Origin of the sequence: Sphingobacterium sp. UBA1897, assembly GCF_002337775.1 — a bacterium.
GTDB classification, from domain to species: domain Bacteria; phylum Bacteroidota; class Bacteroidia; order Sphingobacteriales; family Sphingobacteriaceae; genus Sphingobacterium; species Sphingobacterium siyangense.
Genome location: NZ_DDGR01000004.1, coordinates 65,666 through 92,155 on the forward strand (window position 1 = coordinate 65,666; position 26,490 = coordinate 92,155).

Annotated in this window: 26 protein-coding genes and 2 tRNA genes; 10 read left to right on the plus strand and 18 right to left on the minus strand. The window is 38.5% G+C overall.

Features of this window, described 5'->3' with window-relative positions; translation table 11 throughout:
• Window positions 1–17: 17 nt before the first annotated feature.
• The 6 genes from B4N43_RS03020 to B4N43_RS03045 form a co-directional block, all read right to left on the minus strand.
• On the minus strand, window positions 18–1,502 hold the full coding sequence (locus B4N43_RS03020) for an amino acid permease (RefSeq protein WP_075994050.1): 1,485 nt from the start codon (window positions 1,500–1,502) through the stop codon (window positions 18–20).
• Between the two features lie 132 nt (window positions 1,503–1,634).
• On the minus strand, window positions 1,635–2,282 hold the full coding sequence (locus B4N43_RS03025; RefSeq protein WP_286732695.1) for an NAD(P)-dependent oxidoreductase: 648 nt from the start codon (window positions 2,280–2,282) through the stop codon (window positions 1,635–1,637).
• Window positions 2,283–2,289: 7 nt separating this feature from the next.
• Complete coding sequence (locus tag B4N43_RS03030; protein ID WP_088162831.1) at window positions 2,290–2,703, minus strand: Rrf2 family transcriptional regulator; 414 nt, start codon at window positions 2,701–2,703, stop codon at window positions 2,290–2,292.
• Between the two features lie 115 nt (window positions 2,704–2,818).
• A complete protein-coding gene (locus B4N43_RS03035) occupies window positions 2,819–3,505 on the minus strand; it encodes a carboxypeptidase-like regulatory domain-containing protein (protein ID WP_075994047.1) in 687 nt (228 codons plus the stop codon).
• A 121-nt stretch (window positions 3,506–3,626) separates the two neighbouring features.
• The gene (locus B4N43_RS03040; RefSeq protein ID WP_237241809.1) at window positions 3,627–5,573 is read right to left on the minus strand and encodes a M1 family metallopeptidase; all 1,947 of its coding nucleotides are present in this window, start codon (window positions 5,571–5,573) and stop codon (window positions 3,627–3,629) included.
• A 169-nt stretch (window positions 5,574–5,742) separates the two neighbouring features.
• Complete coding sequence (locus tag B4N43_RS03045; RefSeq protein ID WP_088162829.1) at window positions 5,743–6,090, minus strand: ArsC family reductase; 348 nt, start codon at window positions 6,088–6,090, stop codon at window positions 5,743–5,745.
• A gap of 316 nt (window positions 6,091–6,406) precedes the next feature.
• On the opposite strand from B4N43_RS03045, the gene fbaA reads away from it, so the two are divergent.
• The 3 genes from fbaA (at window position 6,407) to B4N43_RS03060 (ending at window position 9,199) form a co-directional block, all read left to right on the plus strand.
• The gene (gene fbaA, locus B4N43_RS03050; protein ID WP_046672381.1) at window positions 6,407–7,486 is read left to right on the plus strand and encodes a class II fructose-bisphosphate aldolase; all 1,080 of its coding nucleotides are present in this window, start codon (window positions 6,407–6,409) and stop codon (window positions 7,484–7,486) included.
• Window positions 7,487–7,621: 135 nt separating this feature from the next.
• Window positions 7,622–8,296 carry a head GIN domain-containing protein gene (locus tag B4N43_RS03055; protein ID WP_088162828.1) on the plus strand — a complete coding sequence of 225 codons (675 nt, stop codon included), beginning with the start codon at window positions 7,622–7,624 and terminating at the stop codon, window positions 8,294–8,296.
• 234 nt (window positions 8,297–8,530) lie between these two features.
• Window positions 8,531–9,199, plus strand: a complete 669-nt coding sequence (locus B4N43_RS03060) for a sterol desaturase family protein (protein WP_286732700.1) — start codon at window positions 8,531–8,533, stop codon at window positions 9,197–9,199.
• 109 nt (window positions 9,200–9,308) lie between these two features.
• Here B4N43_RS03060 and B4N43_RS03065 read toward each other — a convergent pair whose 3' ends face one another.
• Window positions 9,309–9,701 (minus strand): group III truncated hemoglobin, encoded by a 393-nt coding sequence (locus B4N43_RS03065; RefSeq protein WP_088162827.1) that lies wholly within the window; start codon window positions 9,699–9,701, stop codon window positions 9,309–9,311.
• A 187-nt stretch (window positions 9,702–9,888) separates the two neighbouring features.
• Between B4N43_RS03065 and B4N43_RS03070 the strand changes: the two genes are divergently transcribed.
• Window positions 9,889–10,455 carry a hypothetical protein gene (locus tag B4N43_RS03070; RefSeq protein ID WP_088162826.1) on the plus strand — a complete coding sequence of 189 codons (567 nt, stop codon included), beginning with the start codon at window positions 9,889–9,891 and terminating at the stop codon, window positions 10,453–10,455.
• Window positions 10,456–10,642: 187 nt separating this feature from the next.
• Here the strand turns inward: B4N43_RS03070 and B4N43_RS03075 are convergent, their stop codons facing one another.
• Window positions 10,643–11,179 carry an ExbD/TolR family protein gene (locus B4N43_RS03075; protein ID WP_286732703.1) on the minus strand — a complete coding sequence of 179 codons (537 nt, stop codon included), beginning with the start codon at window positions 11,177–11,179 and terminating at the stop codon, window positions 10,643–10,645.
• Between the two features lie 316 nt (window positions 11,180–11,495).
• Window positions 11,496–12,038 (minus strand): hypothetical protein, encoded by a 543-nt coding sequence (locus tag B4N43_RS03080; protein WP_286732704.1) that lies wholly within the window; start codon window positions 12,036–12,038, stop codon window positions 11,496–11,498.
• A gap of 172 nt (window positions 12,039–12,210) precedes the next feature.
• Here B4N43_RS03080 and B4N43_RS03085 point away from each other — a divergent pair, with 172 nt between their 5' ends.
• Window positions 12,211–13,101 carry a winged helix-turn-helix domain-containing protein gene (locus tag B4N43_RS03085; protein ID WP_115046782.1) on the plus strand — a complete coding sequence of 297 codons (891 nt, stop codon included), beginning with the start codon at window positions 12,211–12,213 and terminating at the stop codon, window positions 13,099–13,101.
• 65 nt (window positions 13,102–13,166) lie between these two features.
• Here B4N43_RS03085 and B4N43_RS03090 read toward each other — a convergent pair.
• From B4N43_RS03090 to B4N43_RS03115, 6 genes are all read right to left on the minus strand, one after another.
• Window positions 13,167–13,251, minus strand: a tRNA-Ser gene (locus B4N43_RS03090).
• 277 nt (window positions 13,252–13,528) lie between these two features.
• Complete coding sequence (locus B4N43_RS03095; RefSeq protein WP_286732705.1) at window positions 13,529–14,125, minus strand: hypothetical protein; 597 nt, start codon at window positions 14,123–14,125, stop codon at window positions 13,529–13,531.
• Window positions 14,112–14,606 (minus strand): RNA polymerase sigma factor, encoded by a 495-nt coding sequence (locus tag B4N43_RS03100; protein ID WP_286732706.1) that lies wholly within the window; start codon window positions 14,604–14,606, stop codon window positions 14,112–14,114. Before B4N43_RS03100 ends, B4N43_RS03095 begins: the two co-directional genes overlap by 14 nt.
• A gap of 4 nt (window positions 14,607–14,610) precedes the next feature.
• The gene (locus B4N43_RS03105) at window positions 14,611–15,507 is read right to left on the minus strand and encodes an alpha/beta fold hydrolase (protein ID WP_286732709.1); all 897 of its coding nucleotides are present in this window, start codon (window positions 15,505–15,507) and stop codon (window positions 14,611–14,613) included.
• 264 nt (window positions 15,508–15,771) lie between these two features.
• A tRNA-Ser gene (locus B4N43_RS03110) sits at window positions 15,772–15,856 on the minus strand.
• A gap of 95 nt (window positions 15,857–15,951) precedes the next feature.
• Window positions 15,952–16,836: a bestrophin family protein gene (locus B4N43_RS03115; protein WP_286732711.1), complete on the minus strand. Its 885-nt coding sequence runs from the start codon at window positions 16,834–16,836 to the stop codon at window positions 15,952–15,954.
• A gap of 67 nt (window positions 16,837–16,903) precedes the next feature.
• On the opposite strand from B4N43_RS03115, the gene B4N43_RS03120 reads away from it, so the two are divergent.
• The 3 genes from B4N43_RS03120 to trxA are packed head-to-tail and all read left to right on the plus strand — an operon-like array spanning window position 16,904 to window position 18,788.
• Complete coding sequence (locus tag B4N43_RS03120) at window positions 16,904–17,752, plus strand: glycoside hydrolase family 25 protein (protein ID WP_286732714.1); 849 nt, start codon at window positions 16,904–16,906, stop codon at window positions 17,750–17,752.
• Window positions 17,753–17,760: 8 nt separating this feature from the next.
• A complete protein-coding gene (locus B4N43_RS03125) occupies window positions 17,761–18,492 on the plus strand; it encodes a rhodanese-like domain-containing protein (RefSeq protein WP_286732716.1) in 732 nt (243 codons plus the stop codon).
• Complete coding sequence (trxA, locus tag B4N43_RS03130; protein WP_075994036.1) at window positions 18,492–18,788, plus strand: thioredoxin; 297 nt, start codon at window positions 18,492–18,494, stop codon at window positions 18,786–18,788. The genes B4N43_RS03125 and trxA overlap by 1 nt, the downstream gene beginning before the upstream one ends.
• Before the next feature lie 87 nt (window positions 18,789–18,875).
• On the opposite strand, the gene B4N43_RS03135 is transcribed toward trxA, so the two are convergent.
• The 3 genes from B4N43_RS03135 to mqnC all read right to left on the minus strand — a co-directional run bounded on the left by B4N43_RS03135 (window position 18,876) and on the right by mqnC (window position 20,885).
• Window positions 18,876–19,037, minus strand: coding sequence for a hypothetical protein (locus tag B4N43_RS03135; RefSeq protein WP_167450446.1), 162 nt, complete (start codon window positions 19,035–19,037; stop codon window positions 18,876–18,878).
• 153 nt (window positions 19,038–19,190) lie between these two features.
• Complete coding sequence (gene scpB / locus B4N43_RS03140; protein WP_075994035.1) at window positions 19,191–19,751, minus strand: SMC-Scp complex subunit ScpB; 561 nt, start codon at window positions 19,749–19,751, stop codon at window positions 19,191–19,193.
• Between the two features lie 9 nt (window positions 19,752–19,760).
• The gene (gene mqnC, locus B4N43_RS03145; RefSeq protein ID WP_075994034.1) at window positions 19,761–20,885 is read right to left on the minus strand and encodes a cyclic dehypoxanthinyl futalosine synthase; all 1,125 of its coding nucleotides are present in this window, start codon (window positions 20,883–20,885) and stop codon (window positions 19,761–19,763) included.
• A gap of 431 nt (window positions 20,886–21,316) precedes the next feature.
• Here mqnC and B4N43_RS03150 point away from each other — a divergent pair, with 431 nt between their 5' ends.
• Window positions 21,317–24,619, plus strand: coding sequence for a SusC/RagA family TonB-linked outer membrane protein (locus tag B4N43_RS03150; protein WP_286732718.1), 3,303 nt, complete (start codon window positions 21,317–21,319; stop codon window positions 24,617–24,619).
• Between the two features lie 33 nt (window positions 24,620–24,652).
• Window positions 24,653–26,368 carry a RagB/SusD family nutrient uptake outer membrane protein gene (locus B4N43_RS03155; protein WP_075994033.1) on the plus strand — a complete coding sequence of 572 codons (1,716 nt, stop codon included), beginning with the start codon at window positions 24,653–24,655 and terminating at the stop codon, window positions 26,366–26,368.
• Window positions 26,369–26,490: the final 122 nt, after the last annotated feature.

Sequence of the window (26,490 nt, forward strand, 5' to 3'; positions counted from 1 at the left end):
AGAAGCCTTTTTTATGTTTAACCAACCTTTTGTTGGTTCTGATGTTGTTTTCTAATGACACTATGTTTTTTGCCGTATACAAAGTAAATCAATAAGCCTATAGCAAGCCAGACGGCTAAACGCTCCCAGCTTTCAATTGGCAATGAAGCCATCATTAAAATACAGACCAAGATACCCATGATTGGAACGAAAGGAACCAATGGTGTTTTAAATGGGCGTTCCAAATTAGGATCTGTTTTACGCAGTACTAGAATACCTACACATACGAGAGTGAAGGCAAATAGGGTACCAATACTTACCATATGGCCAAGGTCAGAAACTGGAACGAAACCTGCGAATATACTTACAAATACCATGAAAATAGCATTTGTTTTCCAAGGAGTCTGTCTTTTGGATAAGTCTGAAAATATCTTTGGAAGCAAACCATCTTTACTCATCGAATAAAATACGCGGCTCTGACCAAGTAACATCACGAGAATAACTGAAGTGTATCCTGCAATAATCGTAATAATCAACGCTGTATTTAAGAAATGATATCCAGTTTTTGCAAAAGCTGTCGCAACAGGTTTTGCGTCACCTTTGAACATCGTATAGTTTTCGATGCCTGTCATTACGTAAGAGAATAAAACGTACAAAAGTGTACAGATTATTAACGAGCCGATGATACCGATTGGCATACCTTTTTTTGGATCTTTCGCTTCCTGGGCAGCTGTACTCACTGCGTCAAAGCCGATGAATGCAAAAAAGACAACCCCAGCAGCGCGCAATACACCACTGATACCAAAGTGACCGAAGTCATCACTCTTTAAAAATGACCAGAAGCTTTGTTGTCCACTTTTTACAAGCTCTTCACCTGCATTTACAGGGATAAATGGATCGTGGTTTGCAGGATTGATAAAGCTCCATCCCAAGGCGATAAAAATCAATACAACACCGACTTTTAGGATAACCAATATATTGTTTACACGGGATGATTCCTGTGTACCACGCATGAGCAATAGCGACAGTAAACAAACAATAATGATAGCAGGTAAGTTGACCACTCCACCTTCCCAAGGGCCTTTGAGTAGGGTATCGGGGAGCTGGATATGGAATATCATCAGGAGCTGGTTGAAATATTGGGACCAGCTGACGGCTACTGTAGCTCCTGCCAGTGCGTATTCTAGGACGAGATCCCAGCCGATAATCCAGGCGACAAATTCACCCATTGTGGCGTAGGAATATGTGTAAGCACTTCCGGCAACAGGAATCATAGAGGCAAATTCGGCATAACAAAGACCTGCGAACCCACAGCCTACTGCTGCGATAATGAAAGATAGGATAACAGCTGGCCCTGCATTTTCAGCAGCAGCAATCCCTGTTAGGGAGAAAAGTCCTGCCCCAATGATGGCCCCGACCCCGAGGGCGATAAGGCCCGAGCTGGACAGTGTCCTCTTTAGCGTGTGTTCTCCATTTTCATTTGCTTCAGCAATGAGTTGAGGAATCGATTTTTTAAATAGCATAGGATTAATTCTTTACGATTATTTAGCTTTTCAATTGTTTAATTAATGTCAAATATAAATGATCTCAATGAAAAAAGGGAAGATTGCTCCTCCCTTTTGTAATAAAATCTGAATCAAATGCTTGTTTGGGTACTAATACGCTGCTGTAAAGCGTTTATTGAGGAATTGTTTGTTCTCAATTTCGTCTGCTATTGCTACAGCAAGATCCTCTACTGATAATCTAGAACGACCTTCCTGATCAAATACGGGAGCATCAAGGCCTGTGCGGTATTTTCCGGTACGTGTTCCACCAGCATGGGAATTCATTTCTATAGCGGGACTAAACATGGTCCAGGTAAGTTGATCTTCTTTCTGGATGGTATTCAGATAATCTGCTGCAGCTAATGCCCCAGGTTTAATTTCTTTGGGAAAATCCGGTGAACCGACCAGTCTATTTCCATCAATCAATAAACTTCCTGCACCACCAATAACAATGAAACGATTGATACCGGCATCTTTAACAGCCTGTTGGATGGCCAATGCACCTTTTGTAAAATCCTCATAAAGATTAGGGTTGGTCCATCCGGCATTAAAAGCTGAAACAACAACATCAACACCTTTTAGGGCAGAAACCAATTGATTATTATCATTGATATCTACTTGGAGTTTGGTTACTTTTTCACTCGATGGAATATTTTCGATGTGGCGGGCGATGGCGACTACGTCATAGTTACGGTCTACCAATTCTTTTACGAGATGAGATCCTACGTATCCTGTGGATCCAATTACTGCTACTTTCATGCTTCCTTTAATTAAATGTTTTGCTAAAATCAGCCAGGGTTATCTTTTCCAAACGCTGTACAATATCAGTGTCGACTTCCTGATACAGATCCTGGAGTTTGGAGTTGATATTTTTGCCAACAACACAGGCAGGATTGGGACTGTTAAATTTCCCGCCGAAATCGGTTTGCTTGGTGCTGATATAAATATCAGCCAAGGTAATCGTTGGATTCTCGGGATTTATACGAATACCGCCGCCCTTACCTTCTTTACTCGTTAGTAAAGATGCTGTTTTAAGAGATGCAATTTCTTTGCGAACCACACTTGCATTGACTTGGATGCTTGACGCAATATATTCAGAAGAAAGCCATTGATTTGACTCTTCTAACTGTGCCAGAACCATAATGTGTAATGCTGTTGCGAACCTCAAGTTGTGTAACATCCTCTGCTGATTTTTCTAAATTATAACACAAAGTAACAGAAAAGGTTTTAAACTGAAATAAAAATTATTACAGTTTAAAACCTTCTGACAATCACGTGATAAAAGTGTTTGTTTTTTATTTTTTCTCGTTAAATTTTTTATAGCTATCCATGATATAGACTTTCAGAGTCTCTTGGCTGCTGTTTTGAATAAATTTATAGGAAGGTCTAAATCTTTCTTTAAACAGGGCTAGATCCGAACCATTGAGCGGAGTCAATTCTTTGATCAGATTTTCGGTGAATTTGCGATCAACTGCTCTTTTCTCACGTTCATCGACTAAGAGTTTATAATTTGAACGTGCTTGTTTTCCCTCTTTGCTAAATATACGGCTTGGAGAAATTCGTACTCCGCCGCGGTTTTGACTTGCGTCGGAATACTTTCCTAAAGTCTTCTCGCGCTGGATTTCAGCAGCAAGTCTACTGTCTGTCATCCTTTCTACGACAACTTCACTGAGTTCGATAACATTATTCATTCTGTTCAAATAGATTCTGCGTAAGCTCGTGTCATAAATGAAAACAGTATCTTGTTCATATCCCACAGCCTTGATTAACAAAAGGTCGTTAACATTGGCGTCAATTGCAAAGGAGCCATCTCTATTGGTCTGTACTTCAGCCTTGGTTCTTAAATTTTGAATTTGTGCAGCCTCAATTTTCTCACCGCTGACAAGTTCCATAATAATCCCCTTGGTTTTTTCCTGTGCAACAAGATGTCCACTCATTAGTGTAATAAGTAAGCAGCTTAGAATCGTTTGTAAGATTTTCATGTGAATAAATATAGTTATGTATTTTCAATCTATGAATGAACAGGGTATTTGCCGTTTTGTTTACGCCGTACGTTCATGATCGTTCTCTAGCCAAAAATAACGAATAGATTTTGAAAATCTGCTAATTTGCTTTCCACGAATTATTGTCTGGGTTCTTGTCCGGCATGACCATGTCAGGATCTAACTGTACAGATTGCAGTGGCTCTGTGGTCGGAATTTTAAATTGCCATACGTCGTTTCTTTCCCAGATTTCCACGGGTAGTTTTTTTCGAATCTTCTTGCCCGATACGGTTGTAGCTTCAACAATAACTGGCATCGGTAATTTTTCGAGATTTTCCACGGTGACAAGTGCGCCAAATTTTGGCTCGTTGTTGACATAGGATACTGATTTTATACCTTGGTCCATTTGCCAGTTGTTGACAAACCACCCGCGCCAGAACCAGTTTAGGTTTTCACCAGCACCATTTTCAATGGCTTTGAAGAAATCCTCCGGAGTAGGGTGTTTGTAAGCCCATTCTTGGATATACTTTTTAAAGGCGTAATCGAAACGTTCAGGACCGATGATTTCGTTTCGCAATAATTTCAGTCCATAAGCTGGCTTATAGTAGACCAAAGCACCAATATTACGTTCTTTCATGTTTTGCGGGGTACTCATGATCGGTTCAAGATTACGGGCAGTAAAGATGTACGATCTGCTCGCCTGATTACGGTAATATTCGCCATTGTTGAATTCTTTTGTTGCGAGTTCGTTAATAAATGTATTGAACCCTTCATCCATCCAGCCATGTTCACGTTCGTTGGATGCGACAATCATTGGGAACCAATTGTGACCAAACTCGTGGTTGGTAACACCCCAAAGAGATCCTGCTTTGGCCTGATTGCCACAGAACGACAAAGCTGGATATTCCATTCCACCGACATTGGAGGCTACATTGACCGCTACAGGGTAAGGATACTCAAACCAGCTTTTTGAATAGATTTCAATTGCGGCTTTGGTGTATTCTGTCGAGCGTTCCCAGGCATTGTTACTGTTACTTTCAATTGGATAGGCAGACAAAGCGAGGGATTTTTTTCCACTCGGTAGATTGATCTTCGCGCCATCTAATATAAATGCCGTAGAGGATGCCCAAGCAATGTCTTGCGCATTATTAAGTTGATATTTCCAGGTTAAGGTTTTCTTGTCAGGCCTGGAGTTTTTTGCGTTAACTTCTTCGGCGGAGCGGATGATCACGGTTTCGTCGCTGCGTTGTGCCTGTTGATATCGCTTGAGTTGTTCAGCTGTAAATACTTCCTGTGGGTTTAACAATTCACCACCCAATACAACCATGTGGTTTGCCGGAGTAGTGATCTCAACCTGGTAATTTCCGAATTCACGATAGAATTCTCCCGGTCCTGTATAAGGAAGGGTATTCCAACCTCTAATGTCGTCATAGACACACAGTCTTGGGAACCATTGTGCAATGGCATAGATTTTTCCGTTTTTTGTGTCAAGTATACCTGTACGGTCCGCACCGTATTTAGGAACTGTGTATTGGTATTTAATCTTAAAAGTTATTTTTCCGCCCTTGCTCTTTAACGCAGCAGGAAGTCGAAGCTGCATGCGGGTATCGTTAATAATATGTTCGATCGTATTTCCGTTTACATCCGTAACAGATTGTATCTGATATCCACCATCAAAAGTTGAGTTGCCATCACCGTAACGGCTGTTGGTCAAGGGGGAGATCAATTGACCGCGGCCATGTTGTGAAAACATATTTTGATCTAATTGTAACCACAGATAGTTCATATTGTCTGGACTATTGTTGCTATAGGTAATCTCGACAGATCCTGTAATTTGATCATTTTGATCGTTCAGGGAAGCCTGAATTTTATAGTCGGCTGCATTTTGCCAGTAGGCAGGGCCCGGTTTTCCGGCTGCGGAACGATATTCATTGCCATTATTTTTAAAAAACAAGGGTGCAAAGGCCTCTGTATAGCTGTAATTGGATGTTTTCTCCTGTGCAAAGGCTGGGTAAGCATAGCTCAACGCAACAAGGCTTAAAGAAGCCAGTGCAATTCTTTTCATCATACGTCTACTTAAATTATGTTTATTTGCTCCAATATACAATGAAAAGTACATTGAGCCAAAAAAAACGCAAACGACGTTTTATAATAAAAGGGATAGAAAGTGACCTTAAAGGTTTATTTTGGATAATTGGAGGCTTTTTAGAACCTCCATTCCGGGAAGCATTGTGGAACTATTTTAAATTTGTTACGTACTCTGCTTCATTAAAACCGAGTAATATACCTTTGTTGTATTCAATAACAGGACGTTTAATCATACTTGTATTTTCCTGAAGTACTTTATTGGCACTATCACTGTCAATGACTTGCTCTTGAGTTTCCGGAGATAACTTTTTCCATGTAGTTCCCTTTTTATTCACTAGAGCCTGCCAGTCTACTTGTTTTTCCCATTCTTTTAATTTATCCACACTGACGCCTTCTTTTTTGAAGTCATGAAATTGAAAGGGAACATTATTGTCTTCCAACCATGTAAGTGCTTTTTTTACTGTGTTACAATTTTTGATACCGTATACCTGTAGCATAATAGTGACAATTTGGTGAATCCAAATTTAATCAATCCCGATACAATTTTTAAAATAATTCATATTTCTATGGTGTCTTATCTGTGATTTAAGGATAATTGTGGATATTTTGTTGTCAATGCCATTGAAAAAAGGAGCAGCCGGAAAATTCCTATTCAATTGAACAATCAGGGTTTTATGATTTGTTAACATTCTATATCCCATGTGAAATGATAGTGTATTTAGTACACTATAAAAATTAGGAAGTAATAATAATTTTTAATAATTTAGTAGCTTCAAGTTTAATGAAAGATTAAAATAAATCAATAACAGAAATATGAGCCTAAAAGATTTTAAAGGTGTATTGACAGGAGATCAAGTACAAGAGTTGTTTGAGGTTGCGAAGAAACATAAGTTTGCTTTGCCTGCGGTAAACATTATCGGAACAAACTCTATCAATGCGGTTATGGAAACTGCGAAAGCAGTAAATTCTCCTGTAATTATTCAATTGTCAAATGGTGGAGCGCAATTCTACGCTGGTAAAACCTTGAACAACGATAATTTACAAGCTTGCGTATTGGGAGCGGTATCTGCAGCACAACATGTTCATTTATTAGCTGAGCATTATGGTGTAGCAGTTATTCTGCATACAGATCACGCAGCTAAGAAACTTTTACCTTGGATCGACGGTTTGTTGGACGCTGGCGAGAAATTCTTTGCGCAACATGGAAAACCATTGTTCTCTTCTCACATGTTGGATTTATCGGAAGAGCCAATTGAAGAAAATATTGAGATTTCCGCTAAATACTTAGCGCGTATGAAACCACTTGGTATGACAGTGGAGATCGAGCTGGGTGTTACAGGTGGTGAAGAAGACGGTGTTGACAACTCGGATGTGGATAGCTCAAAACTGTATACCCAACCAGAAGAGGTTGCCTACGCTTTTGAAGAATTGTCTAAAGTATCTGACAAATTTACAGTGGCAGCTGCATTTGGTAATGTTCATGGTGTTTACAAACCAGGTAATGTGAAATTGCAACCAGTTATATTACATAATTCTCAAGAATATATTCGTGAGAAATATAATCTTACTGCTGAGAAGCCCGTAAACTTCGTATTCCACGGTGGTTCTGGTTCTTCTCCTGAAGAAATTGCAGAAGCGATTTCATACGGTGCGATCAAAATGAACATTGATACGGATATGCAATGGGCTTTCTGGGATGGTGTAAGAGCTTATGAAGCGAAAAACCATGATTATTTGCAAGGTCAGATCGGTAATCCAGAAGGAGCTGATTCTCCAAATAAAAAATATTACGATCCACGCGTTTGGTTACGTAAAGGTGAAGAAACGTTTGTTGCTCGTCTGAAAGAAGCATTCGCTGATTTGAATGCAGTAGACGTTAATAGCAAACTATAAGCATAGGTTGAAAAAATAGATCATAAAGGCGCCCTTAGATAGGGCGCCTTTTTTATGTCAAAATAGGTTAAAAATATTGTTCTTAATAGGAATTGGCTTATTTTTTGACGAACTACAATAAAAAGTCAAGTAAATATGAAATTTTTAGGAGTCAGTGTAATTCTTTTATTAATTGCCCAAATGGGGTTTGGGCAGGTGAAGCAAAATGTTGGCGATTTTTCTTCGGTTGTAGCGACGGACAAGATTCAGGTGGAGCTGATTAAATCCGACGAGTCCTTGGTGACGTTTGAAGGACAGAACCATGAGAATGTTAAGGTCGTCAACACAAATGGATCGTTGGTTTTGAAAATGAATACGTTGAATATGCTGCAAGGGGGGAATATCTCTGTGAAGGTATATTACAAGAGTTTGAACAATGTAGAAGCAAAAAAAGGAGCCAAGGTATTTGCAACTACAAATAATCCAGTTGCTGCTGACCACTTAAAAGTTTATGCTTCAGAAGGTGGTCTGGTCGATCTCTATACAGCGGTAAAAACAGCTGAAATTAAAGTGACCTCAGGGGCTACAATCGCTTTGTATGGAAAGGCAAATAAACAGGAGATCATTTCAAACTTTGGCGGCAAATATGAAGGAAAAGATTTTAAGACGAGTATCACGACGGTCACTGTGAATGGTGGCGGTAAAGCAGATGTTTATGTTACTGATTCCATCGAAACCAAAACACGTGGTGGCGGTGTCATTGATGTCTATGGAAAACCAGAACAACGTGTAGAAAAGAAAATGGCCGGCGGAACAGTCAACTTTAAATAAGTAAACTGTCTTGGATTTGTCAATTTTAGTGCGAGTTCATTTTAGTTGATTTTATAGAAAAGAGTGGAAATTTGAGGTAATAGATGAAATAAAAAGGGTTTAGCTTGATTGGGGTAATGATTATTGTTTAACCTTTTTATTAAAAAGGTCAGTTATTTTGTTTTTCTCATCAGAAACCTTCTTCATTTGTGCTTAAAATACTTATTTTTGTGAGGGAATAATAAAAATAGTATTATGGCAAAGCGTAATTATGTTTCAAATTCTACGGAATCTACGCGCATGTTCAAGAATGACTTTTTAGAGTCTTTGACGAAAGTGCATTGGAGTGTACCTTTGATTTTCTATGTACCCGTGGTTGTTTTCTTTTCGTATAAAGCGCTAGTTTGGGGAGAGATTTCCTTTTTAACCTACATTGGGTATTTTATTTTTGGTTTAGCTTTTTGGACTGCTTTTGAATATGCGTTACATCGTTGGGTGTTTCATTTTCATCCGACATCGGAATGGGGAAAGCGAATCGCTTTTATTTTCCATGGTGTGCATCATGATTACCCAAGAGACCGTATGCGTTTGGTGATGCCGTTGTCAGCGAGTATTCCACTAGCTCTTTTGGTCTATCTTGGTTTTACATTGTTTTTTTCGAATGAGTTTATCTTAGCCTGTTTTTTCTCAGGTTTTATGGTGGGGTATTTGATCTATGACGAATGTCATTATGCGATGCACCATGCTAATTTTAAAAGCGGTATTTTCAAACGGATCAAGCAGCACCATATGTTGCACCATTATTCTGATCCAGAAAAGGGTTTTGGAGTGAGTTCTTCCTTATGGGATGAAATTTTACGCTCAGGTTTCGAAGAAAAGGAATCCAAAAAAGATTCTACTTCCTTAAAGGAAGAAAAAGCATAAATTGAATCACATCAACTAAAAAAGCCCTGGAAGTTTCCAAGGGCTTTTTTTATGGATTAATTTTTCTTTTTATTTAACAATACCATCAAGTAGGCTTTGTAGGCTAACTTTAGATCAATGGTTTCTTGTTGGGGTTGGCGTGCAGATATTCCAGTTTGAACTGAAACATTTGGGCCATTTTCTGCGCACGCCATTTGGCTTCTTCGGCCTTTTGTCCACTGTATAAGCCATCTACTGTTGCTTCGAATAATTTGAGCCATTGACCAAAATGTTGCGCATCAATGGGTAAATTAATATGAGGTGGAAAGGGGCTGCCAAAATAACGATGTTCATCCAGTAGGATAGTCTGCCAGAAACTATACATCTTTTCAAGATGCATTGCCCAATTGTCTTGGATTCTTTCTTTAAAAATAGGTCCGAGCAAAGTATCGTTACGTATCGTCGTATAAAATTGATCTACTAATACTTTAATGTCATCGAGTGTTTGAATATCTTGTTTCATCGCGTATGATCTAAGCTCATGAATAAAGACCTATAGCTGAATCAAAAGCTTCTTCATGATGTTTATCTAGATTAAATGTAGTGACATTTATGGAGAATCGCATCACTTGGATGTAAAGATGTCTCGTTGAAATATTGTAATTCTCTTTTATTGTCAGTAAATTGACTCAATACTAAGGGAAAAACATATGGGAAAATACGTTCTTTTAATCCTATTATCGATGGGATTTTATGCTGTTGAGGCGCAGGTTACAACAATTTCGATCAATAAGGAAAATTTTCAATCTTCTGGTTTTCCATTTAAGGGGAAGCGTGTGTTACAAGTGGAACGCATTCAAACTCCAAAAGAAGATAATTATATAGTGTTTTCAAAAGAGGAACGGGGTGCCGATCCCGACAAACTTTATGTACAACAATTTCAGCAGATCGAAGGAATGTGGCAGCTTGTGGCTGATGAATTGATATCCGAAGAAGGGATCGTTACGTCGATTTGGGAATCTCGAAAGGCATTTTTTGATGCCGATAAGGATGGTAAATTGGATGCATTATTTATCTATTCAAGGCATCCCAAGGATGACCTAAAAAAGCAGCTTAGCTGTATTGGTCTAGTTCTTTATAAGAATAAGTTTTACCGTCTCCGTGCGGAGGAAGTAGATGGTTATAGTCAAACAACGTTTTCCGATAATTATGCGTCCCTACCGGTTGAGGTAAAAGAAAATGTGGAACGTTATTGGAACAATCTGGATAAAAGATAATTTACCGTACTGGGCTGGAACCTACCGAAAGATCGATCATACGACCTTTCGGTAAACTTGTTACTGTCTATTTTCATCAGATAGAAATCATTCCCATGTTTTTTGATGACAATAATTGATTTTACCTATGAAAAGCTCGTTCAATAGGTTGTTACAATGTATGGATAGGACATCGCTCAAATCAATGTTACTGGATTATAGCGAGCAATTGCTTTTCTTCTTCGATTTGCGTTTTACTGATCACATAACGTGCGATATGCTGGCCCTTCAATTGATCTATCGTCTGAATAATATCTTTTGTGCGCGCTTCTTTGCTAGGCTTGATCAGTACAATCATGTCCTTTGTATTGGGCATAGTGCTTATCTTAGCTTTTAACTGTGCAATAACGCCTGAGAGCCCTTTCTCGATATCTACCGGTACTTTTGAAGAGCTGATCGGTTTTTTGAAATCCCCATGATACCACATGAATTTTCCTTCGCCAAGAATGAGCGTCGCCGTGCGGTTTTCATCAATAAGAACCGAACTTTCTACATCTGATTTACTTTTGTCCGGCATGGCGATATCCATTGCAGATGGTTTATTTAATGTTGTGGTCAACATAAAGAATGTAATGAGAAGAAATGCGAGGTCTACCATGGCTGTTAAATCTACTTTAGGAGCCATTTTTCTGCTTCTTATTTTTTTCTTTCCCGTTTCTTGCGTTTTTTGGTTTAATTCTGCCATGATCGTCATTTTTAGGTTAACACGTTGTTGTTACTCACTATTATGATGTCAGAGAAGAATGGATTCCACAGTATTTTTTTTTAAACTGCGGTTTTTCTCAAGTATTTTCTGTGTTTTTTTCTTAATTGTTGATAATCAGTTTTTTTATGTTATGTTTTAGTTTGTTCGTTGTTTATCCGATTTGACCAATTCACTGGTCATTTTGTCCTTTCAATCAATTTAGGGCGCTTGCTAGGCTGTAGAAGTTTTTCTAATGGTGTGCAAAAAAGCCCTTCAATGCTGAAAGGCTTTTCTTGCGGAGTGGTGGGTAAGTTACTTAGCAACCGCCTTGGCTAGGGATGCGTTTATAAATTATTTTGTTATCTCTTTGTACATAGTCGCCCGCTACTATTGGATACGAATACTTAGGTGCGTACATGACACTACGACCTTTTATCGTTATTTTGTCGTTTACCTTCAGACTTTTCAATTGTTGAAATTCATTAGAATTTTCCAGACCAAAACTTAGAATATAGTCTTCACGATTAATCCTAACCATTACTCCGAAACCTAACTGTGCACCTAGTGGAAGGTAAAGAGAAGTTACAACCGCCTCTATGTCGGTAGAATTCTTTATTTCATTCTTTATTTTCCCAGCATTGTCAAGTACTTTTATACCTTCGGGAGATTCTTTCCATTTTTTGAATTTTATACCATTGGGGCTCGCTTCCCATTTATTTATTTCGGCGGTCATTTCAGTAGGAGTGCGTGAATTCGGCGCCGTTTTGTTTAAGGTTTCATTTTTGATTTCGCGATTGGCAAAGGCCAAGCCGCTTCCTATAGCGAGCGGTAAAACCAATACGTAGATAATTTTTTTCATATTTTTAAAAGTTTAATGAACATTAGATTTATCCCAGTAAATTAGATCCGTTCAAACTTTTTTTCGCGCATCTGTTTTAGAGTGATGTAACAAAATTACTTTGATGATACTTATATAGAGGGATTTAGATTGTAAATAGTGATGTAATCTTTGTAAATAAATTGTAAATCGTATGTCTGAAAGCCGAAATATTTTCTCAGGGAACCGCAAGTACTTGTATGGCGGCATAATACTCTTGTTTATTGCGATGGCCTTTGTTGCTTTTGATATGACTGGAACAGACGATTTTGATAGCGCTAGGAGGGAAGTTTTGCTTAGGAGGATAGGAGATGAACTGCTTACGCAGTCTGGAGACAGTAGATCAAGGGTACTTCCGATAGAAAAGATTCAAGAAAATGAATATCAGATCAGGTTTGAGAATGAAATCACCTTTAAACCAGACTCACTGGTGAGTGCTATTCAGCGCCTGTTGGTCAATGATCCTCTTGCCCGTGATTATGTCGTTAACGTCCTCAACTGTGGCAATTCGAGTGTAGCTTATGGATATGCTATTTCCCATAATAAAAAAGATGATATTATTGCTTGTAGAGGTAGAGTACAACCTAAAGGATGTTACATGATCAATATTAAATTTAAACCTAGCGGGATAAATACAGCAGCGAATAACTATTTTCTTGGTATCCTGTTGTTTTTAGCATTTGCTGGATTCTTTTTTTTGAAATCGGATCGGAGGCGAAGCACTGTGTTAGACGATCAAAATAACAGTATTTTAACCTTTGGGGCCGTTTTGTTTAATCCGCAGGAGCGAGAAATGGTCATTAATGAAAACACCATAGATCTCACTGGAACGGAAACCCGTTTGTTACATATTTTCGCCTTGTCTCCTAACCAAACGATAGCGCGAACACGGCTGCAAAAAGAAATTTGGGAAGATGAGGGAATTATTGTTGGACGCAGTTTAGATATGTTTATATCAAAACTTAGAAAAAAATTGGAGTTTGATCCGAATATCAAAATTACGGTTATACGTGGCAAAGGATATAAACTTGAGGTAAGTTCTTAAGAAGAGTAAGGGGATAAATTGGGCTAAAATGCAAAAAGCCTTTCATTTCTGAAAGGCTTTTTCTGCGGAGAGTGAGGGATTCGAACCCCCGAACCTGTGACAGTTAACGGTTTTCAAGACCGCCGCATTCGACCACTCTGCCAACTCTCCGCGACAAAAGTAGAAATTTTGTGTAGAATTACAAAACTTATTTTACATTTTTATTTGTTTAAAAGCAGTTTTAGCACTCTTAAATAGAAATGTAGCTGAATACCAGTTGGTTATTTTTAGGGGTTGACCACCTTCCGATGTCATATTGGAGATAGCGGACTCTGCCCTGGACGATATGTCCGCTTTAGATGGGATCATAATCTTGTTTTAGGTTATTTATTGCAATTAAAAATGTAATCATGAACGTATTCTTAAGGAGCAAACATGATCCGATTTTTCAATTCCCGAACTGTCGTTCTAACTCCTGTAATTCAAAAATAACTTCGTTGATTGATCGGTCAATTTTAGCGAGTTGTCTTTTACCCAGATAAAAGTAGGAAAATAGAATCCAGCTATAGGTTGGAAGGTAAGTCAGTAAATAATAGTGGAAACTAGCACCCGCTAGGATTTCCCGAAGATAGATCGAGATCGCTATACCGAGAAGTAGATGATAAATCGGCATATTCCAATGAATTCTTTTCTTTCGAAAGGAGTCAAACTCTTGCCACTGTTGTAAATGCTCGGTAGGTAAAGCTGCTTCGTTGATCTGTTTGACTTTACGTGCAGTGGTCAACATTAAGCATGCCTGTATAAAACAAAGGAACGATACGATAAACATCGCTGTGTACAATGTGAGCGTTTTATGCCTAAAATCAAGGAAATATGCCAGAGCAAGAATAATTAATCCTGTTGCAAGCAATAAAACAGCACCGGCTATTTCTTTCCTTATTAATTCTTGACGAAAGTTTTTGGCCTTATTCAGGTGTTTTGGGGGCAAGATATTTTGTTTGCTATCCTGTTTCCAAAGATGTTGTAAATCGTTAAAGTCTTGCATATTTATGGAAAATTTCGGTTAATTCCTTTTTAATTCTATGGATTTTTACACGGAGATTATTCTCTGTAATTCCCGTAATTTCTGCTATTTGCTCATAAGGTTTTTCATCTAATACCAATGTGATCAGTACCCTATCAGCTTCTTTTAGTTTGCTGATGCATTTGTACAATAGATCAATCTGCTGTACTTTTTCAGACGATGATTCCTCTGGTATTTCGATGCAGCTTTTGTCGGTCATTTTTTTTAAATGTTGATGTTTTTTTCGCATACTCGTCAAGCAATTATTGATCGCTATTCTGTAGATCCAGGTGCTTAATTTGGCATCGTTGCGAAAACTGTCGAGTTTTTTCCATACAGTAATGAAGGTTTCTTGGATTAAATCTTCGGCATTATCTCGGTCTCCGGTATAACTGAGGCATAACTTGCGGATGGCCGGCGCATATTCTTTGTAAATAATCTCAAAGTTTTCTTTGTTGGTCATCGGGTTATTTTAAAAATGTGTCTAGTTCTTTAAAAAACCATATTGGCTGATCATACATAATAAAATGCTTACTGTTGGTATTGTGTAAAGTTAGCTTTTTTACATACTTATATTGTTCGGAAAGAATCTGCTGTGATTTTTCCAGCGTTTCGTACTTACTACCCAGTACCAAAACGGGTATGGTAATTTTAGCAAGATCCTGACGGATATCCGTCGTCATCATTTCATAAAAAGCAGATGCTAATGTAACTCTATCGCTCTGTACTTGCCATTCGGCTATTGTTTTGGCTTTTATAGAGTCAGTTACCAGCTGTCGTGCTATATTTTTAGCATACGCACTAAGTTGTTGGTCTCCCATCGAAGTAAATTGTGTGATAAGTGCATCTTTATCGACAAACTTTTTCACTTCCTCTACACTTGTATTTGGGTTCTGCATGCCCGGGTAGAACGGTACTCCGTCCACAACGATAACTTTTTGAAATAGCGAAGGTGCGGTGCTTGCGATCCAGAGACTCAAAAAGCCTCCTAAACTATGGCCTAGAAGAATCGGATTTTGCAATTTTTTTGCCTCTGTATATGCTATGATTTCATTGCGCATAGTCTCAAGCAATGCTTCTTTAATAGCTGCTTGTCCTGCGAAGCCAGGAAGTGTAAGCACGTGACATTCGTATTTGTCTTTTAAGTGATTTACAGTTTCTGTCCATACGGTTCCACTACAACTATATCCTGGAATAAGAATGATCGGTGTTCCTTTTCCATAGATACTGACCTGAAAATCATATTTTTTTTGTGCAAATGCCGATCCGTACATCATAAGTAAAAGTATTGAAATACCGACTTTGGTGGAATGGCATAAATAGTTCGGTAGATCTTTATTGATACGAAGAACAATCGTTTTCATAAGAATTGAATTTAAAATTAGTAATTATGGTTTTCTAGAATATTCTGCCTATTAGATGTTATGAATTACAGATTATTACATAAAAGAATGAAAAAAGTGAAAAAGAGTACATGTGACCAGGAAGATTTGAGGGAAATGTTGTTTTCTTGTAGGTAACGCTCTGATAATTCGAATGGAATGGTACTATAAGAAAATTGATCTTTTGATGGGGGAGAATAAAGGGGCAAAAGCAAAAAGCCTTTCATTTCTGAAAGGCTTTTTCTGCGGAGAGTGAGGGATTCGAACCCCCGAACCTGTGACAGTTAACGGTTTTCAAGACCGCCGCATTCGACCACTCTGCCAACTCTCCGCGACAAAAGTAGAAATTTCGAATAGATTTACAAAACTTATTTTCTATAGCTAGTCTTAGCGTTTGAAAATGAGTTAGATTGTTTTTAAAAAAGTCTATGCAGGGATAATCTCATGGCAGTGTTTCCTGATGTTGGCCGCAATTTTGTCGATCGGTAAATCGTCCTGGTCGATACCAAATGGCTCTTCAATGGACTCACCAATTAATTCAAGAGATGCTAAAACATATAAGATAAATGGTACAGCAATCACAACAAAGTAACCGATGGAAAAAACGTAACCTACTGGAAGGGTCATGGTATAGAATATAATGAACTTCTTGATAAATGCACTATATGCTAATGGTATTGGGGTGTTTTTAATACGCTCACAAGCTCCACAAACATGTGTCATGGTAATAATTTCCTCATTAAGGATAATAAGCTGATCACCACTTATAGTTCCTTCTTTATATAGATCATTGATTTTGTGGAAGATCATGGTGGAAACTTGGTTCGGACCATGTTTTTTACTGTCCAAAGCCTTTAACTTAGGGTGTTCGTTTTCGTCGAGCATAAACTTGGTGTAATCCGATCTTAAAAAATCGTATAGTGTCTCTGCGAATAGGGGGATTGCCTTTCTGAAAAAACTACGATTCACTTTGTCATCTACATCCAGCATGGCATTTAGTTTGTACGAAAATGCTCTACTAACATTGGTCAATGTACCCCATTGTTTTCGGGCTTCCCACCAGCGGTCATAGGCCGTGTTTGTTCGGAATACCAGTAAAAGCGATATAACAAAACCGAGTAGGTTGTGGACAATGGTAATGTTTTTGACCCAGCTCTTTTCATTTAGTTTGAGGTATTCCAATTCAAGAAAGGCAATCATCCAGGAATAAAACGCTATCAAAACAAGAAATGGCAGTAACTTTTTGAAGGTATCTGATTTATGCAATTTGAAAGTTGCCGAAAGCCAGTCTTTGGGGTTGTATACGATCATACACAAAAATATAAATTGTTGCGAAAATTTTGCGAGTTAATTGCTATTGCCGTAACTTCATCGTGCTATGGTACAACAGCGATCAAAAAGAAAGAAAACAAGTACAAAAGGAAGTCAGGTTCGTGGAACAAAGTGGATTTGGATGATAGCAGGAATGCTGGTGCTTTTCCTCTGTCTTGTTGTGTGGCATTATCGGGCTGGAATTATATACTATTTTCGCGTGGCTACCTCCAAAGACAAGTCTCTGACGAAGGAAGCTAAATATGATATTCGTAATATTGAGATTATGAGCAAGCACGATGATAAGGTGTTTGGCATAGACGTGTCTACCTATCAGGAAGAAATAGATTGGCAAAAGGTAAGCACAATCAATGATCATTTTCCGATAGATTTTGTGTTTATCAGGGCGACAATGGGTGAAAAAGGAATTGATGATAAGTTTAGTCGAAATTGGAGTAAAACGGAAAATAGGGCAGTTTTGAGAGGCGCCTACCATTATTTTAGACCCAATGAGAACTCGGTCAAGCAAGCGAAGAATTTTATTCGGAAGGTTAAATTACAGTCTGGCGATCTTCCACCGGTCTTGGATATTGAGGAGCATCCAAAACAACAATCGATGGATAGCTTGAAAGTCGGGCTAAAACGTTGGCTTGAAGAAGTCGAAGCCCACTACAAAGTAAAACCCATTCTTTACTCCGGAGATAAGTTTTATAGTGACTTTTTGGAAAAGGAATTTGCAGCTTATACGTTGTGGATTGCAAATTATAACTTTTGGGTTGAGAACCCCAAAGACCATTGGGCTTTTTGGCAATTTTCTGAAAAAGGTACTGTCAGAGGGATTCAGGGCAATGTGGACTTAAATATATACAATGGTAAAATTGAGGAATTGGAAAAGCTGCTTATTCCTTTTAAATAGTAAAATATATGCGTAGAGTTTTTATCAAATTATGTGGGGTTTGTTTAGCACTGTTTAATGGTCAAATGCAATTGCATGCAGAATCGAAGAGTCATCGGGTCGAGATGTCGCAACCCGCTTCAGATTTACCACGATTAACGTTCAAAGAATTTAAAAAATTGCGTCGTGAAACAGCTATCCAAGTTCTTGATACGCGACCTGGCGATATATTCCTACAAGGATTTGTACCTAAATCTATAAATATAGGCTTTAAAGGTCCTTTTGATCACTTTTTGGCGCAAGTGTTTCCCAATAAAGCCCAAAAGCTTTTATTGATTACAGATATAGATAGTCAAGATACGGTTTATCATCATTTATTAAAGTTGGGTTATACCCATATTATTGGGGTTTTAGAAGGCGGCATTGAAACTTGGAAAGCTAGCGAAGATGTAGTCTCGTTGCGTAATATCAGTGCAGGAGAATTCAGGAAAAGATCAGATCAAGGTCATATTGTGGATGTAAGAACAGATAAAGAATTTGGTAATGGACATATTGACAATGCAATGAATATTCCATTAACAGATTTCGTTAATTTTGGTTCTACGCTTAAAAAAGACAATCAACAGCTGTATGTACACTGTCAATCAGGTTATAGGAGTGCAGTGGCTGTATCTATTTTGAGTGCTAAAGGATTTAAACATATATGCAATATCCAAGGTGGGTATAAGGCATTGCAAGAAGAAGTAAAGGAGAATCAATAATGGCTACTTTTGACCAGATTATTCAATCAAATTCGCTGGTTTTGGTGGATTTTTTTGCGACGTGGTGCGGTCCCTGCCAGACTATGGCGCCGATTTTACAGGATGTAAAGGAATTTTATCAAGATGATTTGTCTATCATTAAGATTGACGTGGATAAGAATCCAAAAATTGCTTCGATTTATAAGGTAAGTGGCGTGCCTACTTTCGTGTTGTTCAAAAATGGCCAACAGGTATGGCGACAAAGCGGCATGATTCCCAAGATGGAATTACATAAATTAATCGATCAAGTAAAGTAAAAAATAAGGCGTTCAATCAAATTGAACGCCTTATTTTTTAATGATACTCTGGTGTTTTAATAGGTAGTGTTATATCGCACTAAAATATTAAAATTCATCGTCATCATCGAAGTCATCCAATCCTCCAATCGAGTCGATTTCAGGTAAATCGAAATCATCATCGAAATCATCATCATCGTCATCAGGACCGTTGAAAGATGCGAATTTTACTTCTTCAAGATCTTCGTTAGCTAAAGTTGCCGTGTTCATAAAATAATACTTTATTGTTTCTTATTCAATGTTGTAAAATTAGAGAAGAAAACTATTTTTTAAAACTTTTTTTAAAAAAAATATTAAGCTTTATTTTTCTGTTAATCAGTATGTTGAATTGTATTTTGAAAATAAAAATTTATTTTATTTTATTTATTCATTTGTTTCGCCAATCGCATTGTCCTCGGTAACGATGTCTTTCAATTGAGGGAGATCTCTCACACCATTGATTCCGAAGTGATCCATGAACTGCTGGCTTGTTGCATAAAGTAAAGGTTTTCCGATACTATCTGCTTTTCCCGCAATTTTGATCAACTTCTTTTCCAGTAATCGTTGAATAGAGTAATCACAGCTTACACCTCTAATCTGCTCTACTTCTAATTTTGTTATCGGTTGTCTGTAGGCAATGATTGCGAGTGTTTCTAGTGCTGATTGACTTAGTTTTCGCTTGTTATTGTGATTTTGGAGCTGTTGTATCGATTCATGATAAACAGCTTTTGTCAAAAACTGATAGGCGTTGTTGATATAGCGTAATTCGAGTACATAGTCTTCATCCTGGTACTTCGTTTCAATTTTTTTAATCAACTCACGTAGCTCTTCCCTGGATACTTCGATGGCTAAGGATTCCTGCAAAATCTGTTTGATATCGGCAAGATCTATTCCTTCCGCAGAAGCAAATATAATTGCTTCAATATTTCTTATGACGTCTTTCAATGTATCGTATTAATAGTTAATGACCTGTTCGACCATATGGGCTGGTAGCTCACGGAACTCATACTTTTGTGTTCGCAGTTGTGGGCTGAATCCAGCTTCCAAAATAGCTTCCTGTATAGATTTTGACGTAAACCGATGTGGTGCACCTGCTGCCGAAACGACATTTTCTTCAATCATAATTGAGCCGAAGTCGTTCGCTCCAGCGTGCAGACATAATTGCGCTGTGCGCTTTCCGACGGTGAGCCAGGAAGCTTGTATATTTTTAATATTAGGAAGCATAATGCGGCTTAAGGCAATCATGCGAATATATTCTTCGCTCGTTACATTATTGGTAATACCGCGCAGTCTTTTCAATAAGGTACCATCATCTTGGAAAGGCCAAGGGATAAACGCAATAAATCCATGGGATTCCTGAGGTTTTTCATCCTGTACTTCGCGAATCCATACCAAATGTTCAAAACGTTCTTCTATCGTTTCGATATGACCAAACATCATGGTGGCAGAAGTTGGTAAATTAATTTTATGGGCTGCCCGCATAACATCTAGCCATTCTTTACCACCGCATTTTCCTTTTGATATAAGACGTCTCACACGATCATTGAGAATTTCAGCTCCCGCTCCAGGTAGCGAGTCTAGTCCTGCTTCTTTCAATTGCGTCAAAACTTCAATATGGCTCATGTTCTCCAATTTGGAAATATGCGCAATTTCAGGTGGGCCGAGAGAATGTAGTTTTAGCGTAGGATAAAGTTCCTTTAATTGCTTGTAAAGGTTTTTGTAAAACTCAATACCTAAATCCGGGTGATGGCCACCTTGCAGCAGCAGTTGATCGCCACCGTATTTAAAAGTTTCCTCTATCTTTTGTTTGTAGCTTTCAATATCGGTAATGTAGCTATCTTCATGACCAGGGCGACGGAAAAAATTGCAAAATTTGCAATTTGCAATACACACATTGGTGGTATTGACATTTCTGTCGATCTGCCAGGTTACTTTACCATGTGGCACTTGTATCTTACGCAATTCATTGGCTACGAAAGTCAAATCAGCTGTAGGTGCATTTTGATATAAAAAAACACCCTCTTCCTTGGATAGGAACTCAAATCGGAGCGCCCGTTCTAATAAATTACTTACATTCATCAACAACAAATATAAGGAGCTTTTAGCTTATTTGGACCTATTTGCGGAATATTTGACAATGCACACTGAATTTTGGGAAACGTTCCTGATATAAAAAACAAAAGGATGTACTTGTGTAACAATAGTATTGCATTGTAACTTAGTGTATAAAATACAATAACTTGATTTATAGCGCTTTGTGAATTAATTAAGATTTTTCCTTTTTTTTTACATTTATTATTCTTTACATTTATTTAACAGATTTTAACATTTCTGGAAAAATAACCAAATTAGAAAAAAATGAATAACCAAGGGGCCTGAATCTGCCAATAATATAGCATTGTTGTCGTCAGACCTAAAAAAATGACCAAAAACTTAAATAATAACCGATATCAACTAAAACAACTAAAGCATAAACATAAATTTTTTTAAACCACCTATTTAGTAAAATTATGATGAAAAAAACGGACAAAAATTGCTGTTTTGATCTCATATTGGGCCAAAAGTTCAATAAGAGGTTTCTGATTATGAGTTCTCTTCTCATTGGGGGAGGAATGACCACTCATGGATTTGCCAGTGGATTAACTAGCCATGGCAAAGTTGAAGTCGTTTCATTAATCAAAACAAGGAGCGTACAACAGACACCTATCAAGGGGGTAGTGAAGGATGCTGCTACAGGTCAAGGTATTACTGGTGTATCTGTGAAAGTCAAAGGGAGCAGTAACGGGACATCGACAGATGAAAATGGTGTATTTACCATCCAGGGAAAAGTCGGTGATGTGTTGATTATCAGTTATATTGGGTACAAAAGTACTGAAGTTGCTGTTTCTTCGAAAGCTGATCTTGCAATTTCCTTAAGCGGTTCAGAAGATGCCTTGGAAGAGGTTGTTGTCACAGGTTATTCGGCGCAACGTAAGAAAGATTTAACTGGTGCTGTTGCCGTTGTCAATGTGAAGGAATTGAAAACTACCCCGGCGGCGAGTGCTGTTGAGGCGTTGCAAGGGCGGGCAACAGGGGTTCAGATCGTAGTAGATGGTGCCCCTGGTTCTACACCACAGATCAAAATTCGTGGTTACAGTACGATCAACAACAACGAGCCGCTTTACATCATTGATGGAGTGCCTTATGAAGGAAAGTTAAGCTGGTTGAATCAAAATGATATTGAGACGATGCAGGTCTTAAAAGATGCATCAGCAGCTTCAATTTATGGTTCACGTGCAAATAATGGTGTTGTCATCATTACCACAAAAATAGGTAAAAGCGGAAAACCTCAATTTAGCCTTGACTCTTATTATGGTGTGCAGGTTCCAAACAGTGGGCGTTTTCCAAAAATGTTGTCTCCGCAACAAACATTGGATATTGAAAACAGATTGGACGGCACAAACAATGTGATGCCTGATTACCTTATCGCTGGACCTAAAGTGGGCGGGAAAGATGTGATTACAGCTGCAGACGTGGATATGTCAAAATATAAGTACGATGCGAGTAGCCGAAGCGATTTTTATCAAATTACCAAAGCAAATAAGGCCGGAACCAACTGGTTTGATGCTTTATCCCAAAATGCCCCTACTCAGTCGCACCAACTTAGCGTTTTAGGAGGTGGTGAAGATGCTTCCTATGCGATTTCGGGTGGTTATCTGAAACAAAAAGGAACGATTATTCATACCGGTTTTGAAAAATATAATCTTCGTTCAAACACACGCTTCTCTGCCTTTAATAATAAACTACGTTTCGGCGAAAATATGCAATATAGTTTTACGGAAGGATTTGGTATGGGAGTAAATACCAATACTGCCGGGGACTATATCGGTGAAGGTAGTGCTTTAGGTTTTGCGTATCGTATTCATAATATCATTCCTGTATATGATGAGGGCGGAAATTTTGCAGGATCTGTTGGCGGACAGTATGGTAATGGAGAAAATCCTGTTGCTATCGCCTATCGTGCCAAGGATAATAAAAATAAGAGCAATATGTTTTTCGGGAATGTCTTTGGAGAATTTGATATTGTCTCAGGATTAACCTTCCGTAGCAGTTTTGGTATGAAGTATGAAAACTACAATGGTGTATCTTATACCTATCCAAACCCTGAGTTTACAGAAGGAAGTTTTAACAACGGAATTAATGAATTTTTTGGACTGAATAAAGAATGGACTTGGACAAATACTTTAAATTATAAAAAAACATTTAATGAGGCGCATACGTTGAGCATTCTCGCTGGTACGGAAGCTATTCAGAATAGAAATAGGCAGATAAGGGGAAAAGGAAATGGCTTTTTTACAATGTCATCGCTTGATTACCTTTACTTGGATGCCGCTTCAACTGGTCGCGTCAGTGAAGGTAGCGGTTCTGTAGGTTCCTTGTTTTCGGTGTTTGGAAAGGTTGATTATTCCTACAAAGATCGGTATATCTTAAGTGCAACAGTGCGTCGTGACGGTTCTTCTAATTTTGGGCCGAACAATAAATATGGAACATTCCCTGGAGCGAGTGCTGCCTGGCGTTTGTCGGAGGAAGAATTCATGAAAGGTGTTTCATGGATCTCGGACCTAAAAATCAGAGCGGGTTATGGTGTGACGGGGAACCAACGTATTCCAGCCAATCAATATCTGAATCGCTATCAGGTCGCTATTAATTCATCTTCATATCCTATTGACGGAAGCTTGACTTCCGGTATGTGGCACAATGCCTATAGTAATCCGGACGTGAAATGGGAACAAGTATCTGCATTAAACGTTGGGGTGGATTTTACCCTGGCACAAGGTGATTTTGATGGATCTTTCGATTGGTACAATAAAAAGACGAAAGATATGTTGTACCTGTTACCTTTACCTGCTGTTGCCGCAGGTCGGGCCGGATCGCCTTATGTAAATATTGGTGATATGCAAAATAAAGGTATCGAGTTTTCATTGAATTATCATTACGGTAGACGTCAAGAAAGTGCATTTAAATTGGATCTGTCCGCTACTATTTCACGTAACGTGAACAAGATCGTTTCTTTGGCACCATCAGTAACCCAACAAGTGTACGGTAGTTTTAGAAGTATGGAAACCTCCATCTTAAAACCTGGAGAACCTCTTGGTGCTTTCTATGGCTATAAAGTAATTGGTATTTATTCGGAAGCGGATATGAACAATGCGAGTGTCGCTAAATATGAGGATGGAAAGTCGAGAGCTGGTGGACTTAAATTTGAGGATGTCAATGGTGACGGCAAAATTGATGCAAGTGACCGTACCGTTATAGGTAGCCCACATCCTGACTTTGTGTATTCATTCAATATCAATGCGGCTTATAAAAACTTTGATTTTATGGCCTACTTCTATGGTTCAAAGGGTAATCAAAACTATGAAGCTACGAGATACTTTACAGATTTTGGTGTGTTTAGAGGTCAAAAAAGTACACGCGTATTGGAAGAATGGAGTCCAACGAATAGCGGTAGCATGATCCCTTCTCAAGTGAGAAATGCTTCACCCTATGAGTATGCTTCTTCGAGCTATTATGTACAGGATGCAAGTTTCTTGAAATTGAAAAATCTTCAAGTTGGCTATAACTTCGATACCAATCGTGTTTTTGGTAATAATACCGGTATCAAGAAACTCCGTGCTTATGTGGGGGTAACAAATCTGTTTACGATTACTAAATATGAGGGGCTTGATCCAGAAGTTACGGCTACTCCGTCGACTTACCCAGCCTTGGGTGTAGATTTTGGTGTGTATCCACAGGCTCGTCAATATATGTTGGGTGTTAGTCTAGGATTTTAAGGGTTTAGTGATTTAAGTTAAAATTTGATTGAAATGAAAAAAAGAAATATAATTACAGTTTTAGGTATATCATTGACTTTATTAGCCTCTTGTGGGAAATCTTTTTTGGAGCGTGATCCGCAAGCTGAATTGCCTGAGTCTCAGATTGTAAATTCAAAAGGTATAGAGGCCTCTCTTATCGGGGCGTATGGAATATTAAACGGCAATGTCAACGGTACCTGGGGGAATTACTCTTCGGCGCCTAGCCAATGGTTGTTTGGTGAAGTTGCTGGAGATAATGCACATAAAGGATCTGAGGCAACCGATCAACCGAACATGAATATGATCGAATTTCATACGCCAAATAGTTCGAACGACAACCTGAGTCAAATGTGGGAAGTTTATTATGAGGGCGTATTAAGGGCAAATAATACGTTGCGTATTCTGAAGGCTGACCAAGCAGGTGAAAAAACGGTAACGGCTGCACGTGCGAAGGAAATAGAAGGTGAGGCCCGAGTATTGCGAGCGCATTATTATTTTTATTTATGGCGTGTTTTCAAAAATCTAGCGTATGTTGATGAGAACACAACAGATGATGAGGCTAAAACGAAACCGAATAAGGATGATGTACTTCCGAAGATTATTGACGATTTAAAAGCAGGAATAGCGAATTTGCCAGCGACAAAAATCAATAGCCAGGCCGGACGTATGGATCAGAATATCGCGAAAGCTTATCTGGGTAAAGTTTACCTCTACCAGAAAAAATATGCGGATGCGTTAGTTTTGTTTAAGGAAGTTATAGGTGCAAAGGATCTACGTACGATGCCGTACCAAAATAACTTTGATGTACTTACAAAAGACGGCCCAGAGGCATTATTGGTGTCGAAGCATGTGATTAATCCAGATGGATCTGGTGATAATGCCAATGTTGGTGATATGTTGTCTGGATTAAATGGAAGTAATCCTGTAGGTTGTTGTGGTTTCTATCAGCCGACCATTGATTTGGTTAATGCCTATAAAGTCGATGCAAATGGATTACCATTGTTAGATGGTTCTTATCGAAATAATCCATATAAATCAGATTTCGGTTTGTCCGATGACGCAAAGAAAACATATAAACTTGATGTTACGCTTCGTTTTGACCCACGTTTAGATTATACGGTTGGCCGTAGAGGTGTGAATTTCTATGATTATGGTGTCATGCCAGGTGATGCATGGATTCGTGAGGTGAGCTCGGGTGGACCATTTGTTGGTATAAAAACAATGATTCCGAAGAGTTTGCATGCAACACATACTGCGTCAGGAGCGGCATATATTACTGACTTGGATGTTAATATTATTCGTTTAGCTGATGTTGTTTTAATGGCAGCTGAATGTCAGGTTGAATTAGGCGATTTAGGTGCAGCAATGAATCTGGTAAATGCAGTTCGTGAGCGTGCGGCAAAATTACCTCCTAAAACGACTGGCGATAATGTAGCAGCGGCGGTATATGTTGTTAAACCTTATACTTCTTTCCCAGACCAAAATTATGCGCGCAAAGCTGTTCGTTTTGAACGTCGTTTAGAATTAGCGATGGAAGGACATCGTTTCTATGACCTTGTGCGTTGGGGGGAGGCGAAAACTGTATTGGAAAGCTACGCAACGTTTGAAGGCGGTTTTATGGCTCGCTATAAAGGCTTAAACTATAAACCTCAAAATGATTACTTCCCAATTCCACAATCGCAGATTGACAGAAGTGGTGGAGCTCTGACACAAAATCAAGGATATTAATTTTTGATAGTTTAAAAAGGAAAGGGGGAGGCAATGTCTTCCCCTTTCCTTTTTAAAGGATTTGTATCTGAATTTTGGCAATAGACGAAAGGGAGTTCTTGCAGTTTTTTGTATGTTTGAAC